Here is a 16,494-nt window from a genome sequence, read left to right on the forward strand (position 1 = left end):
TTTGAAATGTATTATCGCTATGAGAAAGACCCTGCAATGGAAATTTCAATTCAAAATCCTGAAACTTTCGAAACGGTTTATCATTTTACGAACATCAAAAATGGAGAAGCTTTTGGAGCAAATTTTTCGAAAAATTTCAATCTAAAGTCGTGGTGGAAACTAAATTTCTTTGCAATGGGCGAATACAATCAAAACTATTATTTTGGACCAGAACAACAACAATATAAAAATGAAGTATTTTTTTATCACTTGAATTTGAATACACAACTGGATTTGGATAAAGAAAAAACCTTTAACATTTCAGCTGGCTATCAATACAATTCAAAAGCAATTCAAGGTTCGTTTAACATCAGCTCTTCCCAAAATACCTACTTAATTTTGAATAAAAAAATATGGGACAAACGTTTCGAAATAGGTTTAACATTTAATGATATTTTCAGAACTGATCGCAATACTATTTCAACAAAATATGCAAATCAGAATCAGGTTTTCAAAGATTATCGCGACACACAATATTTTATGTTGAATTTGAAATACAATTTCGGAGATCAGAAAGTAAAGGATGCGAAACAAGTTCAAAAAACAGCAGAACAAAATAGGATTTAAAATGAAAAGCCTCTAAAACAGAGGCTTTTCATTTTAAAAAAATTTATGATCAAAGAAAAATTATTTCTTTAAAATAACTGTTCCACCAGCTTGAGCTTTTGGAAAAATAGTCACATCTGCAATTTGCACATGTTCTGGTTGTTGCAATAAATACTCGATTGTATTTGCAATATCTTCTGCTTGTAAAGGCTCGAATCCTTTGTATACATTGTCTGCTTTTTCTTCGTCGCCTTTGAAACGTACCAAAGAAAACTCTGTTTCTACTGCTCCAGGCGCAATATTTGAAACTTTTATTCCGTAAGGTAACAAATCGTAACGCATTCCTTTACTCAACGATTCTACTGCTGCTTTAGACGCGCAATATGTGCCACCATTAGGGTAAACTTCTTTTCCTGCGATTGAAGAAAGATTGACAATATGTGCATGATTTGATTGTTTTAACAATGGAATAATCGCTTTAGAAACATAAATTAATCCTTTAACATTGATATCAATCATTGCTTCCAAATCCTCTACATCAGCAGAGTCGAAAGGTGCTAACCCATGTGCATTTCCTGCATTATTAATTAACACATCAATATTTTTCCATTCGTTCTCTAAACTTTCTACTGCTTGAAAAACAGCTTCTTTGTTACGAACATCAAATTGAATGGTTTTCACTTCAGTTAGTTGACTCAATTCTGCTTGAATTTCATCTAATCGTTCTTGACGACGTCCACATAAAATTAAACGGTAATTTGGTGCTAATTTCTTTGCTGTCGCCATTCCTATGCCAGATGTTGCTCCGGTAATGAAGACTGTTCTTTTCATTTTCTTAAATAATTAAAAGTGCTTTTTTAAGACCGTCTAAGATACAAGCTAAAAAGAAATTAAAAAATGATTTATCCTGTTTTCGTTCAACATTTTCTACTTTTTTTTCTCGAATTTCTCCTCGCGAATTATTTTTAATTGCTGTATTTCCAACTGCTGATAAAAGCTTGCGTTTCGATCCATCATCTCGCAAAACATTTACATTCAAATCTTGATAATCAATTCCAAAATTACCACTTGCGAGTTTATCATTTCCATCAAAATCGAATTTTATTTGATTAAAAAATCCATCAACAGAAACTTTAAGATATGGTTTTACAAAAGGATCGAGATTTTTTGCAGGTAGTTTTGTTATGCCGCCTTTAATATTAAATTTTTCAGCACGATTCATAGGATTAAATGTCCAATTCGCACGCAAATCTCCCTTCATAAATTCGGAACGCCAATCAACATTGACATCTGGTAATGATTTTTTACGATAACCAGAATTGACATTTTTAACGGTTGTATTTATCGACGAAAAAGTTAATTTTCCAGTTCCGATACTTTTTTCAGTTTCTTCTTCATACTCCAATTTCGAATTCACCAATTGCAATTCCTTTACACCTAAATCAAACTTCATCTCCCGTAATTTTTCTGAAAACATTGTTTTACGTTTTGTATCATCAGGCGGAACTAAACTTCTGTAAATATTTGCATAAAGTTGATTTAATTTCAATTGATTCGCTTTCAAAAAGAAATCTTTTGAGGGCGAAATTCCCCATTTTATACCATTTCCATTGATTTGATTGACAGAAACGGTGTACAAATCTGCTTGTTTTTGCAAAGATGCTGTATACGCCTTTCGAGAAACTTTCGGTGTTAAATTCATTTGATTTAACGTTAAATTCCCGTTGTAAAATTGTAATGCTCCCGTATTTAATTGATAGGTTTTTCCTAAATCATACTCTATTCCTGAAGATTTTAATAAAACTGAATGATAGGAAAAAGGTATGGCTTCTTGAATCGTTTTTGGATCTACATTGATCTGATCGAATACCAATTGAATTTGCTTCAAGGATAAGGTTGGTATTTTTTGTTGATAAGGAATCACCTCCAAATGACCATTTACCAACGAAACCTTATCTACTTTTATAATATCATTAAATGCCTTAGAAGTTTCTCCTTCGCGCTGAGCAACACGTCTAGGTTGACCATAAATCGTGAATTTTGGATTTTTGAAAAGAATATGATTAATTCGAAGTTCTCTCCCAAACTCATTATTCAGACCTAAAATAGTCAAATTAACATGATTGAAATCAAACTTTTGCGAAGCGATAAATCGAGATTGTTTAATTTGAATTGTATCTACACCAAGATTGAAATTGATTAAAAATTTTTGAGTTGCATTTTCAGCTTTCTTCGCTATATTTTTTTGATTTTTTTGATCGATAATTTTCACATTTACCTCATCCAATTTGATTGAATTCGTATGAAAATAAAATTCACCATTTTTCATTCCCCAACTGATCTTATTTAAGGTTAAAATAGGTGCTTCAACATCCAATAACGTATTTGATTTTGTGTGATTTTTATTGAATTTATTTTTAGAGATCATTGGTTTCATTTTAAAGTTTTTCAGAATCAATTTCTTTTCTGTAAAATCAAAATTAGAAGCCGTTAACGTATGCATTTCATTTAAGCGATAATACATCGAATCTAACTTTATACGAAACGTTTTATAATCAATAGGTATTTCATTGGTGCGCGTTAATTCGTTCATTTTTATTCCTTCAATATTCAACACAACATTATTCACCGCATATTTTACAGTTGTTGCGTTCGAAAAAAGTGAACGAATTTTTCCATTTTCTATTTGCAGTTTTTTGATGTTGATCAATTCAGCATCATCTGTGTTTAGAGTAACTTTTTTGACTGATTTATCGGCTATCTTATTTTCAGATTTTGCTTGAATAATGGTAATTCGTGGTTGTTTGAATTTAATTAAATCCGTTTTAAAATACAACTTATCTTCCGAAGTAAATCCCCAATCCATATTAGAAAGTGAAAGCAAAGGAGATGCTATGTCCAATAAATCATTTTCTGAATCATTTGGAACATATAATTTTCCATTCATTTTAAGTGGTTTCATCGAAAAATCATCCAATTCAAAATCGGTTTGATTAAACTGAACTTTTCTTGCTCGAATTAATTGTTTCTCTTTCAATACAAAAAACATCGAATCTAATTTGATGTCAAAAGCAGCGTATTTAAATGGTATTTTTTTATTGATTGTTCTTTCGTTGAAACGAACGCCATCAAAATCAATATCAAAATTAGAAACATTTGCGAGATGTCTTTTTCCTGATTGTGAATACAAGTTAAATTCGCCGTTTTTAATGTTTACATTAGACACATCAATGCTTTGTCCAACTTTTGAATGAATCGTATCTTTTTTGACGGAATCTTTTTTTTCTTTTAAGTAATAATTGACTGAAGGATGGTGGATATTGAGCGAAAGTGCAGCAACTTCTTTTTGGGTGATTAACTTGAAAAAATTGATACCAACTACTTTAATCTCTTTAACTTTTCCGGTTGCTTCGATAGAATCCTTTATCATCAAAGAATCTTTAGGAGATACTTCGACATTTTTAAGTGAAAGAGACGAATTAAAGATAGAGAAACTTAAATCTTCGTAGGTCAGATTGTAAGCTGTATCATTTTTTTCGGCAATAATTTTTGGGAGACGATTATTGAGAAAATAAGTAATATAAAAACTAAGTATAAAAAGTATCGCAATAATAGATATTAGCGCGATACTTACTTTTTTTATCCAACGGTTCTTACTCATTGATATAGTTTGGTTAACAACGTAAAAAGACAATTATTATACCAAACTTAATAAAATGTTAAAAGCTATTCGTTGATATCGTAAATTTCTTTGATGTTCTCAAGAATTAAATCGAAATTAAGATTCAGATCAATTAATTTCCCTGTAAACAAATCGAACACCCAACCGTGTACAATTAATCCGTTTTCCATGGCGCGTTGCACGAAAGGATTTTTAACCACATTGACACATTGTTCTTGTACATTTAGCTCTACTAAACGGTTGTAACGCATTCCTTCATTTTCAATTGCATTCAATTCTTCTGAATGTAGACGGTACACATCTCGTATATTTCTTAACCAAGGATTCATAATTCCTAAATCTTTTGGAATCATGGCAGATTTAATCCCTCCACAATTGTAATGCCCACAAACTACAATATGTTTCACTTTTAAATGCTCTACCGCATAAGCCAAAACCGACGTTGTGTTCATGTCCAAACTAATGACCATGTTTGCAATATTACGGTGAACAAAGACTTCTCCAGGTTCAGCACCTAATAATTCTTCCGCTGTAACACGACTATCCGAACAACCAATATAAAGAATTTCAGGATTTTGTCCTGCCGAAAGTTTATCAAAATAGTGTTCATCTTGACCTAAACGTTTATTAACCCATTCTTGATTGTGTGCGAAAACTTTTTCTAAATTCATAATTTTTTAAATTACATCTTGTACCTCGGGATGCTTACCAATGTAAACACTTACATAACTACAAAACGGTATGATTTTCAACTGATTTTTTCTTGCGTATTTTACAGCTTCTAACACTAATTTTTCGGCTAAACCTTTCCCTCTCAATTCCGGATTAACACCAGTATGATTGACAATCATTTGTTCCTCTTTCAACATAAAAGTAAGCTCGCCTACCTCTTTGTTATTATCGTCAGTCATAACAAAAACGCCATTCTTTCCTTCTAAATTTAATTCGATCTTCATTGCAGTTTATATTTGAAATTAAATTACTCTTTTTAGATGAGATAAAGCCCCTAATAATTGTTAAATATCTATAAATACCAGACAAATTTAAGGTCGAAAAGTTTTTTAATCAAAGAAAATTGATACAAATAAAAATATTTTTTTAACAATCAGCTTTCTAATTGATTATCAACAACAAACCCTTCGATATAATATTTAATGTATAGGTATGAGTTTTTTACTTGATTATTTATTACATTTGTTAGATATTTTAAGGAAAGATTCTTCATATGAAATTTATTGTATCGAGCAACACGTTATTAAAAAATGTTAACTTAATCGGAGGAGTAATAAACTCTAATAATACTTTACCAATCCTTGATAATTTTTTATTCGAATTGGACGGTAGCCAATTAACGATCACAGGTTCTGATTTGGAAACGACTATTTCTACGACGTTAGAAGTTGAATCTAATGACAACGGAAAAATTGCTATTCCATCAAAAATCTTAACAGATACGTTGAAAACTTTTCCAGCTCAACCACTTACTTTTATCCAGAAAGAAGGAAATACGTTGGAAATTGTTTCAGAACAAGGAAATTATCAGTTAGCATTTGAAGACGCAAACGAATATCCACAAACACCAGATATAGAAGATGCAAGTTCTACAACACTTAGTGCAAGCATTTTATCAGAAGCAATTATCAAAACAATTTTTGCGACTGGAAACGACGAATTACGTCCTATTATGACGGGAGTTTTCTTCCAAGCAAGTGCAGATATTTTTCGTTTTGTTGCAACAGATGCCCATCGTTTGGTGAAATATACACGCAATGGTTTAGACAATTTACAAGCTGCAGATTATATAATGCCAAAAAAACCACTTAACTTATTGAAAAATATTTTAGGAGGAAATAATGACGATGTGATCATCGAATATAACAATACAAATACACGTTTCTCTTTTCAGAATATCGTGCTTACTTGTCGTTTAATTGATGGTAAATATCCAAATTATGAAGCCGTAATTCCAAAAGAAAATCCAAACGTATTAACGATTAACAGAAATTTATTCTTAACATCATTAAAACGAGTGGCTATTTTCTCGAACAAAACTACCAATCAGGTTCGATTAAAATTAGTCGGAAATTCATTAACAATTTCTGCGGAAGATATCGATTTTGCAAACAAAGCAGAAGAAAGACTTCCTTGTGATTATAACGGAACTGACTTACAAATCGGTTTCAATTCTCGTTTCTTAATTGAAATGCTAAATAATTTACAATCAGAAGAAATAACATTAGAAATGTCTGAACCAAATCGCGCAGGAATCATCAAACCGGTTGATGGACTTGAGGATGGCGAAGAAATCTTAATGTTAGTTATGCCAGTTATGCTTAACGCATAATGAACAAGAATACATAAAATTCATTTTTACAATACAATGAAAATTTCATACAATTGGCTAAAAACCTACATTGATACTAATATAACACTTGATGAAGTATCTGCTACACTAACAAGTACAGGTTTAGAAGTAGAAGGAGTAGAACAAGTAGGTGGCGCTAAAAATTACTTGGAAACTGTATTAGTTGGTAAAGTTTTATCAGCTGTACCTCATCCAAATGCAGATAAATTAAAAGTTACTAAAATAGATTTAGGAGACGGAAAAGAAACACAAATTGTTTGTGGTGCTCCTAATGTTGCAGCAGGACAAAATGTACCTGTAGCAACTGTCGGAACAGTTTTACCTTCTCCAGATGGAGATTTTAAAATTAAGAAAGCTAAAATTCGTGGTGAAGAATCTTTTGGAATGATTTGTTCTGAAGTAGAATTAGGAATCGGTACTGATCATTCTGGGATTTTAGTTTTACCAGAAGAATTAAAACCAGGTACCTCTACATTTGATCTTTTCGGAAAAAATGATGAAATTGACCATGAAATAGAAATTGGTTTAACACCAAATCGTGCAGATGCAATGTCTCATTTTGGTGTTGCTCGTGATTTACACGCAGCGCTTAAAACACGTAAAATTGACTCTACCTTCAATACGTATAATGTATCTAATTATCCTACAACGGATTTAGGTCAAAACCCAATTTCTATCGAAGTAAAAGATACAGCAGCAGCACCGCGTTATGCTGGTGTTTACTTGAAAAATATAAAAGTTACCGAATCACCTGATTGGTTAAAAAATCGTTTGAAAGTCATTGGATTATCTCCAATTAACAATGTTGTGGACATTACCAATTATATTTTACACGATTTAGGTCAACCTTTACATGCTTTTGATGCTGATAAAATTGAAGGAAATAAAATCATTGTTCAGAAATTAGCTGAAGGAACAAAATTCACTACTTTAGATGGCGTTGAGCGAACATTAAAAGGACACGAATTGATGATTTGCAACGAAAACAATCCAATGTGTATTGCGGGAGTTTTTGGAGGAAAAGATTCAGGCGTTTCTGAAACAACAACTTCTATTTTCTTAGAATCAGCTTATTTCGAGCCTGTAACAATTCGTAAAGGTGCAAAAGCACATGGATTGAATACAGATGCTTCTTTCCGTTTTGAACGTGGAATTGACCCTAATATCACAGTTGATGCATTGAAAAAAGCAGTGTTGATGTTAGTTGAAATTACAGGAGCAGAAATTGCTTCAAATATTGATGATATTTACGCAAATCCAATAGAAAACTTTAACGTAAAATTACGTTTAGGAAAAGTTGTCGAATTATTAGGCGTTGAAATTCCTGAAGCTAAAATCAAAACAATTTTAGAGAACTTAGAAATCAAAATCTTATCAGAAAATGATGACGTTTTAAATTTAGAAGTTCCTGCTTATCGTGTAGATGTCTTACGTGATGTGGATTTGATCGAAGATATTTTGAGAATTTATGGGTATGACAACATCGAAATCCCTTCTAAATTCTCTTTTTCTTACGTTCCAAATCAAAAAGTTAGCCCAGATAAAATAGAAGATTTCATTGCACGTCAACTGATTTCTTTCGGATTTAATGAAGCGATGAATAACTCATTAACGAAGAAAGAATACGAAGAAGTTTTCTTTTATCCAGAAGGAGAAAGTGTTGCCATGTTAAATCCGCTTTCAGCTGATTTAGCAGTTATGCGCCGTACATTATTGAATGGATTATTAGAAAATGTAGCGTTCAACATTAACCGTCGTAATTCGGATGTTAAATTATTCGAATTCGGGAATGTTTACCGTAAAATTGATGGTATTTATGAAGAAAATAAATGTTTAGGAATCGTTCTTTCAGGAAACTTTAATAGCGAATCTTGGACTGGAAATTTACGTAAAGCTTCATTTGCTGATATAAAAGGATTAATCAAACAAATTTTTGTTCGATTAGATATTCAAGTAACGGATGAAGTTCCTGCAAAAGATGATAATTTCTTGGATGGAATTGAATTTATTTCTGGTGAAAAGTCATTAGGAAAGCTTGGAATCATCAACAAAAAATTAGCGAAAAAATTAGGTGTAAATCAAGATGTTTTCTTTGCACAATTAAATTGGAATATAATGATTGATTTGGCAAACAAACACGATTTAAAATACAAAGAAATTTCTAAATTTCCTGGTTCTCGTAGAGATTTAGCGTTGCTAATTGATTCTACTGTGAAGTATGAAGAACTTTTTAAAGCAGCGAAAGAAGTTAAAACAAACTTATTGAAAGCGGTTAATTTATTCGATGTTTACGAAGGTGATAAATTACCTGCTGGTAAAAAATCATATGCGTTAAGTTTTATGATTCAAGACGAAAATAAAACATTGAGCGATCAAGAAATTGATGGTTTAATGAATAAATTAATCAAATTGTATCAAGAAAAATTCAACGCTGAGTTGAGATAAAATATTCCGAAAAATGAAAAAGATTGTAACCCTAATTTCAGCAACTATCTTAATGAGTTTTGTAGCGACGTCTTGTTCTACAACTAACACTGCAAGATTAAAATCGAAAACAGATGTTTCGATTTCAAATCAAAACTGGTATTTGATGAATGACAATAATACCGTAAAAGGTTTGTACGAAAAAGATGTGATGATACTAATTGACGAAGCGAATTCTACTGTAAGTGGATTTGCGGGTTGCAACAATTTCAACGCTTCTATTACAAAAGTTGGAGAGGTGACAAGTTTTGTGAATTTTTCTGAAACAAAAATGGCTTGTCCAAATTTGAATGAAGAAAAAGCATTTTTATCCATGTTGAAAAACGTAAATCGCTATGAAATTTCTGGAAAGGAATTACATCTTTACAAAGGCAATATTTTATTATTAAAATTTAAAACGATTTAGTTTTTTAGAAATATAAGCTCCCAAATTTGGGAGCTTTTTTTATACTTCATTATTTTCTACTGAGGATTGATTTGTATTTAATTCAACTGATTCATCACTTTGTTTGAAACCAATTTTTGTGATTGGTATTTCTTTTGTCGTTAAATAAAACTCTAAATCTGCATTCAATTCAATCAAACGATGCGGAAAATCTTGTCCAACATTTTGCTTAGCCTCATTCACAAAAATTGCACAATGTCTCAAATAATCTGGTGTTAATTTTGACTTTGCTTCCTGAAAAGCTGAAAACAAAACCTTTTCTGTCATCATAATATTTTTCGTTTCATCTTTTCTAAACAAAGCATACAAACGTTTTTTTAAGGATTGAGTAAAATCGATCAACATTGTATTCGAAAACAATCTCATTTCTGCAGCATAAGGAGTCCAAAAATCTTTGTTCAATGCATTTTGGTTTTTCAAAATAGTTAACAATGGAGAATCCAGGGCTAAATTAGCCGTTAAATGATGTAAAATCAATTGAATTCGTTCATCTAAAGTTGGTGGAAAAATTGGAATATGCATATCAAAACGTCCTGGAGCCACAATTTCATCATTCAAAGTAGACAATGATTCGACCGCTCCTACAATCAATAATTCTTGTCTATCGTTCTTCTGAATATGTCTCAAAACTGAATAAAATAAATCTATCATTTCTGGAGAAATACTGTTATCAGACGAAGAATGCAACAATTCATCAAACGAATCAATAAACAAAAGTGTATTGGGTTGATTCATTTTTTTCGAAAGAAAATCAGAAAATTTATTTTTCTTAGAATCAAAATTTCCAATTAAATAGTCGTTAAAAACATGAACAAATTCGTAGCCAATCATATCTGCTATTTTTCTTGCCCAATAAATTTTTCCACTTCCCGGAGGTCCATATAAAACAAGTCCAGCAGGTTTAGAAATTCCCCATCTTTCTACTTGATCTTTGCTAATAAAAGGATCCAACATATCGGTTAAATAAAAATACAAATCTGTGTAACCGACTAAACTTTTCCCAGAAAAATCTTCACATTGAGGAAAAGCTTTTTCTATAAATGGATATTTTCCTCCAATGTATGAATGAATCAAATAGCTCGAAACAGCTGTTTTCATTTGTTTAGCAACCTCAGCAGGAATTCCATTCGAAACAAAAAAATGAAGCACTTCTTCTTCTTTGGCTCCTATCGTTTTTGCGATTTCTTCTATTGTCTTTTCTTTCGAATGATCTTCAGCATATTTTTTCAAAAAATCAATATTCTTCTCGGAAAAATCAATAAATTCTTCAGTGACATTAAAATTTTCGTCAATACAAAAACTCAAATCAATATTAAAATCATTGATGAAATTTTGTAAACTTCCTAAAGATATTTCAAGTTGATTGGATAAATCTTTTAGTTTCATTTTGTTGGTTTAAACTTATTTCCCTTAAAAATAAAAATTAATTCTCGAACAAGACAATTATTCATTCTAAACTTCTGTTAAACAAGAAAGCACATCAAAAGATGTGCTTTCTAAATAAATATTTTGATTATTATCAAATTAGTTTTTTGGAGCTTGTCCAATTAAATCCATAAATTGATCTAACTTAGGTAAGATAATAATTTGTGTACGACGGTTTTGTGACTTTCCTTCAGCGGTAGCGTTTGTAGTTAATGGATTGTATTCTCCACGACCACCAGCTGTTAAACGTTTTCCATCAACACCATATTGGTTTTGTAATGCTTGTACTACAGATGATGCACGTAAAGCAGATAAATCCCAGTTGTTACGGATGTTTGGTTTAGAAATTGGCACATTATCTGTGTTACCTTCAATCAATACATCGTAGTCTTTATAATCATTGATGATTTTTGCAATTTTACTTAAAGTTTCTCCTGCAGCAGGTGAAATCTCATAGCTACCAGATTTATATAACATATTATCTGCTAATGAAATATACACCACACCTTTTAATACTTTTACATCAACATCTTTTGCTTCGTTGCTTGATAAAGAACGAGTTAAGTTGTTTGTTAAAACCATATTCAAACTATCTGATTTGCTTTTTGCATCAATCAAGTGTTTGATGTATTTATTCGATTGATTGATCTCGTTAACTAATTCAGACACATTTTTAGAACCACCATTAATACAATTTTTCAATTGCTCTTGTAATTGTTTAATTTGGTTTCTTTCACTCTGAACTGTGTTCTCGTATTGACCTTGATTAGCCTCGTAATTAGCTAATTTGGCTTTCGCTACAGCTAATTCTGTTTGACATCCTTGGTTCTCAGAATAAGCAGAATTGAATTTATTTTGTAATTCATCATACTTCTTCTGACTCACACAACTAAATAAAGTTGAAGCAGCGATAACCGCTACTGGCAAAATTGAAACTTTCATAATTATTTTTTTATTTCAGTTATACGAATATATGTTATTATTTTTTATTGGAACTAAATATTCCTCAAAAACCATGCTGTAAAAATAGAAAACTCCCACAATCGTAAGGTTGTAGGAGTTTTAATATCTTATCTAAATTCTATTCTATTAATCCTGAGGAATATACAATACTTGTCCTGGATAAATTTTATCTTCGTGTTTTAACATTGGTTTATTTGCTTCGAAAATTTTTGGATATTGCATTGGATCTCCATAAACTTGTTTGGCAATTTTAGATAAAGAATCTCCACTTTGCACAGTGTACATTGTTTTAGAAATATCTGGAATTTCAATTTTTAAAGGTGTTTTTAACGTTAATTGATCTTCTACTGCTTCTACTCCATCAATGTTTCCTGCTGTTGCTAAGATTTTTTGTTTTTCGTTGATATCCAGAGCTTGTCCCGAAACTACAATTTTTTCTCCATCAGCAGAAAATGTAACTCCTGATAAATCAAAACCTTGTTTTGCTACTTGTTCTTTTACTTTAGCTGCTTTTTCTTCTGGAGTTTCTGCTCCTCCGAAGACTTTTTCTCCGGCATTTTTAATAAATGAAAATAATCCCATAGTGAGTTGATTTTAATAATATTTATTTGTTGATTTTTAGTAAATATACTATTTCTCTTACAATTATCGTGCAATTGATGAATATTTCTTTTTCAAATTTTCGCTCATCAATCGCTGTTGTTGAATTTGAGTTGTTAATTGATTAATCTTTGCATCAAGTCCTTTATCTTTATCCTCTTCTATTTGTATTTTTCCGTTCAATGAAACAACTTGATCTTCAATTGTACGCAAAGCATTTTCTGTTTTTATTTTTTTCTTCATCAATCCATCCATCATTTTATCGTCAGATTCTCGTTCTAATTGATTCACGACTAAATCCAATTTATCGCCTAAGGCTTGCTTTTTACTTTCTAATTTTAGAAGTGTATTACTATTTTTTAAATATGATTTGATCGAGCTTCCTTTCTTTATTTGCGCATCCGCATTCTCTTTTGTTAAACGAATCATATTTTCATTTGCTAATTTCAATTCAGTTCGTACACAACTTTGTTTTGTTTTGACGGCTAAATCCTGTAATTGATTATAAATTAAATCAAATTCTGCAGAATGACTATTAAATGTCATTCCATTTTGATCTGTCAATGTGTTAATCACAGTTGTTTTCCCATTTTCTTCCTCCACCAAACTAATAACTGATTTATACACATCTTGCGAATTCTTGAACTTGATATTATTGGCTTCATGCTTTTTAAGAAATCCTGAAGCTCCTTCTTTGTTTGTCACCCAATTTTCCCACGATTTTACAATCAAACTTTGGGCACAATTATCCGTCGAAAAAGCAAATGATTTTAAATCTTGTCCATTCATTTCATATTCTACTTCAAATAATCCTTCATCAGATTGTGCAAAAACAGCGACAGATGTAATCAAAGTTGTAATGGCTAAAAGTAATGTTTTCATCAAGTTTATATTTTAAAATTCTATTTACAATTATTTTACCCAATTTAGCAAATTATGAGCGTTTTTGAAAAGGTATTGTACAGATTTTTTAGAATGGTTAATTTTATCCAGAAATTAATCAAAACCCCATGCAGACAAAAATTTTATTGATTTATACAGGTGGTACAATTGGAATGGCCAAAGACTATGGCGATCAATCTTTAAAACCTTTTAATTTTGATAATTTATTGAAGAGAATTCCAGAATTAAGCCTTTTGGACTGTTCTTTCGATTATCATAGTTTCGAAACGCCAATTGATTCTTCTGATATGAAACCGAAATATTGGATAGAAATTGCCGAAACAATTCAGCAAAATTACGAAAACTATGATGGTTTTGTTGTATTACATGGCACAGATACGATGGCGTATACGGCATCTGCAATGAGTTTTATGATTGATAATCTTGAGAAACCAATCATTTTTACTGGTTCTCAATTACCAATTGGAGATTTGCGAACTGACGCCAAAGAAAATTTGATTACGTCTATTCAATTAGCATCGTTGAAAAAAGATAATCAACCAATCATCAAAGAAGTATGTGTGTATTTTGAGTACAAATTATTCCGTGCAAATAGAACAACTAAGATTAATGCAGAAAACTTTGATGCTTTCGAATCACCTAATTATCCAGTTATAGGAGTTTCTGGTGTTCATTTAGAAGTTAAAGAAGATTTGTTGTTAAAAAATACAGTTACAGATCAACTTAGTATCAATAAAAATCTTAATGTTGATGTTGGTGTATTAAAGATTTTCCCTGGTATGAATCGCTCTTTTATCGAAAGTGTTTTGAAAGCGCCAAATATGAAAGCGTTTATTATTGAAGCTTTTGGAACTGGAAATATTTTCACTGACGATTGGTTCATCGAATTATTAAAAGAACTTACCAATAATGAAATTCATCTCATCATCAATACGCAATGTGCGGGTGGAATGGTAGAACTTGGACGTTACGCAACAAGTGATGCTTTATTGAATATGGGTGCAATTTCGAGTTTTGATTTAACTATGGAAGCTGCTATTACAAAAGCGATTTACTTATTAGGACAAAACCTCTCGAAAGAAGAATTTAAAAAACAATACGAAACAAATCTGAAAGGAGAACTTCGTCATCATTTTTACAATGATTAATTTAAATGATATCAACATAAAAATCTCTACCAAGTAGAGATTTTTATGTTCATTATTTCTTCCCTGACATCGAAGCGCCATCAGATTCTTTTAACTTGAAAAAGATATAGGTTGATAGAATCGTCATTACACCCATTGCTAAAAATGAATAACGAAAGGCTTGTACTTCTACACCATTCGTTAACCCTTTCATATCTCTAAAAAAACCTAATATTAAAGCTGCGACAGAAATTCCAAAAGTCAACGATAATTGTTGTGTTACGGCTAACAAACTATTTCCTTCGCTTGAGGTTTTTTCATCCAAATCGGCTAAAGAAATGGTATTCATAGCTGTAAAATGAATCGAACTAAAAAATCCGTTCAAAATCATCAATGGAATAATATAATAAATGGGCGATTGTGATTCTAAAAAGAAAAACAGACAAATAATTAACCCTAAAATAATCGTATTTGCTATCAACGTATTTCTGTATCCAAATTTATTTACAATTGGTACTACAAAAGATTTTGCAATAATATTACTTGCTGCAGCTGGAATCATGATTAATCCTGCTACAGTAGCAGTATACCCATACCCTACTTGCAACAATAACGGAATAAGAAAAGGCATTCCTCCAATTCCTAAACGTGTAATTAGATTACCGATTATTCCAATTTTTAGCGTTCTTATCTTAAATAAATTCAAATCTATTAAAGGATGTTGTTTATGTTTCGCATGATAGATATATAATCCAATTAAAAAAATAGAAACAACAGTTAACGCTAACACTGTTTGTATTCCAATCACCCGAGTTGAAGTAAGTTCCATTATCAAAGTTAGAACCGTAACACCTCCACTGAAAAGTATTAAACCTTTGATATCAAATTTGAATACAGGATGTTTAAAATCAGGCAATGCAAAACTTGTCATCCAAAGAGCTAAAATTCCAAATGGAATATTCACGATAAAAATCCAATGCCAAGATAAGGTTTCAACTAAAATACCTCCGATAGTAGGACCTAAAAGAGGTCCAATTAAACCAGGAATAGTAATAAAATTGATTACTTTCAACAATTCACTTTTCGGATAAGCGTACAAAATCGCCAAGCGAACAACAGGCACCATCATTGCACCACCTATTGCTTGAATAATCCTCGAAATAACTAAAAAAGGTAAACTTGTTGCAAACGCACATAAAGCTGAACCAATGGTGAAAATAATAATCGCGGATTGAAAAACTTTTTTTGTTCCATATTTATCTGAGAGCCATCCACTCAAAGGAATTAACAAGGCTACTGTTAACGTATATGCCACAATAATTGATTGAATTTCTAAAGGAGATTTATCTAATTCTTTGGCAATTGTAGGTAAAGAAGTATTTAAAATTGTACCATCCAAAGATTGCATAAAAATTGCCATCGCACCAAGCCATGGCAAATATTTTAACATTTTTGGATTTAAAATATGATTAGAATTCATTGTGGTCATTGTAGCAAATTCTATTCCTTTTTAGCTACTATTTACTTCCTTGTTCGATTTAAAAAAAGACCTAAAATATTTAGGCCTTTTTTTTCTATAATTTATTTTTTAATAAACTTCAAATTTTTAGTTCCTTCGTTTGTAGAAACAGAAATAATATATACTCCTTTGGTAAAAGATGAAACATCTATTTCTTTCATTTTTTTATTATTAATTGGAATTATTCGTCCATTAATATCATAAATTTTATAATCTAACACTTTCGCATTTGATTGTATATGTAGTAACTTCTCTGTTATTGTTGGATAAATTTTAAGATTAAGCTCTTTGGATGTATACTCCTGAATACCCAAATTTTGAAAATTCAGTACTGGATAATTATCATTTAATCCATTAACTATTCGCCAAGGTTTATCAGAATTTGAAGCATTTAAT

15 protein-coding genes are annotated in these 16,494 nt (G+C 31.0%); 5 read left to right on the top strand and 10 right to left on the bottom strand.

The genetic code is table 11. The features are described 5' to 3' along the window. Window positions 1-606: outer membrane beta-barrel protein (locus Q0616_RS00110; RefSeq protein WP_298773864.1), on the top strand; the 606-nt coding region annotated here is incomplete at its 5' end. Between the two features lie 60 nt (window positions 607-666). On the opposite strand, the gene Q0616_RS00115 is transcribed toward Q0616_RS00110, so the two are convergent. From Q0616_RS00115 to Q0616_RS00130, 4 genes are all read right to left on the bottom strand, one after another. After that, window positions 667-1,416 (bottom strand): SDR family NAD(P)-dependent oxidoreductase, encoded by a 750-nt coding sequence (locus Q0616_RS00115; RefSeq protein WP_171621949.1) that lies wholly within the window; start codon window positions 1,414-1,416, stop codon window positions 667-669. 4 nt (window positions 1,417-1,420) lie between these two features. Continuing rightward, window positions 1,421-4,246 (bottom strand): hypothetical protein, encoded by a 2,826-nt coding sequence (locus Q0616_RS00120; protein ID WP_298773868.1) that lies wholly within the window; start codon window positions 4,244-4,246, stop codon window positions 1,421-1,423. 65 nt (window positions 4,247-4,311) lie between these two features. After that, a complete protein-coding gene (locus tag Q0616_RS00125) occupies window positions 4,312-4,938 on the bottom strand; it encodes a carbonic anhydrase (RefSeq protein ID WP_171621947.1) in 627 nt (208 codons plus the stop codon). 6 nt (window positions 4,939-4,944) lie between these two features. Beyond that, window positions 4,945-5,223, bottom strand: a complete 279-nt coding sequence (locus Q0616_RS00130; RefSeq protein ID WP_171621946.1) for a GNAT family N-acetyltransferase — start codon at window positions 5,221-5,223, stop codon at window positions 4,945-4,947. Window positions 5,224-5,492: 269 nt separating this feature from the next. Here Q0616_RS00130 and dnaN point away from each other — a divergent pair, with 269 nt between their 5' ends. From dnaN to Q0616_RS00145, 3 genes are read left to right on the top strand one after another with little or no spacing between them, the layout of a single operon-like run. Next, entirely contained in the window at window positions 5,493-6,611 is a 1,119-nt protein-coding gene (gene dnaN, locus Q0616_RS00135; RefSeq protein ID WP_171621945.1) for a DNA polymerase III subunit beta, read from the top strand. A gap of 36 nt (window positions 6,612-6,647) precedes the next feature. Continuing rightward, window positions 6,648-9,077 carry a phenylalanine--tRNA ligase subunit beta gene (gene pheT, locus Q0616_RS00140; RefSeq protein WP_298773878.1) on the top strand — a complete coding sequence of 810 codons (2,430 nt, stop codon included), beginning with the start codon at window positions 6,648-6,650 and terminating at the stop codon, window positions 9,075-9,077. 13 nt (window positions 9,078-9,090) lie between these two features. After that, a complete protein-coding gene (locus Q0616_RS00145) occupies window positions 9,091-9,522 on the top strand; it encodes an META domain-containing protein (protein WP_171621943.1) in 432 nt (143 codons plus the stop codon). Window positions 9,523-9,561: 39 nt separating this feature from the next. Here the strand turns inward: Q0616_RS00145 and Q0616_RS00150 are convergent, their stop codons facing one another. The 4 genes from Q0616_RS00150 to Q0616_RS00165 form a co-directional block, all read right to left on the bottom strand. Further along, window positions 9,562-10,947 (bottom strand): ATP-binding protein, encoded by a 1,386-nt coding sequence (locus Q0616_RS00150; protein WP_260542094.1) that lies wholly within the window; start codon window positions 10,945-10,947, stop codon window positions 9,562-9,564. A 138-nt stretch (window positions 10,948-11,085) separates the two neighbouring features. After that, complete coding sequence (locus Q0616_RS00155; protein ID WP_188319159.1) at window positions 11,086-11,928, bottom strand: flagellar motor protein MotB; 843 nt, start codon at window positions 11,926-11,928, stop codon at window positions 11,086-11,088. Window positions 11,929-12,075: 147 nt separating this feature from the next. Continuing rightward, window positions 12,076-12,531, bottom strand: coding sequence for a peptidoglycan-binding protein LysM (lysM, locus tag Q0616_RS00160; RefSeq protein WP_171621939.1), 456 nt, complete (start codon window positions 12,529-12,531; stop codon window positions 12,076-12,078). A 63-nt stretch (window positions 12,532-12,594) separates the two neighbouring features. Continuing rightward, entirely contained in the window at window positions 12,595-13,431 is an 837-nt protein-coding gene (locus tag Q0616_RS00165) for a hypothetical protein (protein ID WP_188319161.1), read from the bottom strand. Window positions 13,432-13,559: 128 nt separating this feature from the next. On the opposite strand from Q0616_RS00165, the gene Q0616_RS00170 reads away from it, so the two are divergent. Beyond that, window positions 13,560-14,600 carry an asparaginase gene (locus Q0616_RS00170; protein WP_260542090.1) on the top strand — a complete coding sequence of 347 codons (1,041 nt, stop codon included), beginning with the start codon at window positions 13,560-13,562 and terminating at the stop codon, window positions 14,598-14,600. Window positions 14,601-14,652: 52 nt separating this feature from the next. On the opposite strand, the gene Q0616_RS00175 is transcribed toward Q0616_RS00170, so the two are convergent. Both Q0616_RS00175 and Q0616_RS00180 read right to left on the bottom strand, forming a co-directional pair. Continuing rightward, complete coding sequence (locus tag Q0616_RS00175) at window positions 14,653-16,059, bottom strand: DHA2 family efflux MFS transporter permease subunit (protein WP_298773895.1); 1,407 nt, start codon at window positions 16,057-16,059, stop codon at window positions 14,653-14,655. A gap of 101 nt (window positions 16,060-16,160) precedes the next feature. After that, the coding region (locus Q0616_RS00180) for a T9SS type A sorting domain-containing protein (protein ID WP_298773893.1) at window positions 16,161-16,494 on the bottom strand (334 nt) is incomplete at its 5' end.

It is taken from the genome of uncultured Empedobacter sp., assembly GCF_937930195.1.
GTDB classification, from domain to species: domain Bacteria; phylum Bacteroidota; class Bacteroidia; order Flavobacteriales; family Weeksellaceae; genus Empedobacter; species Empedobacter stercoris.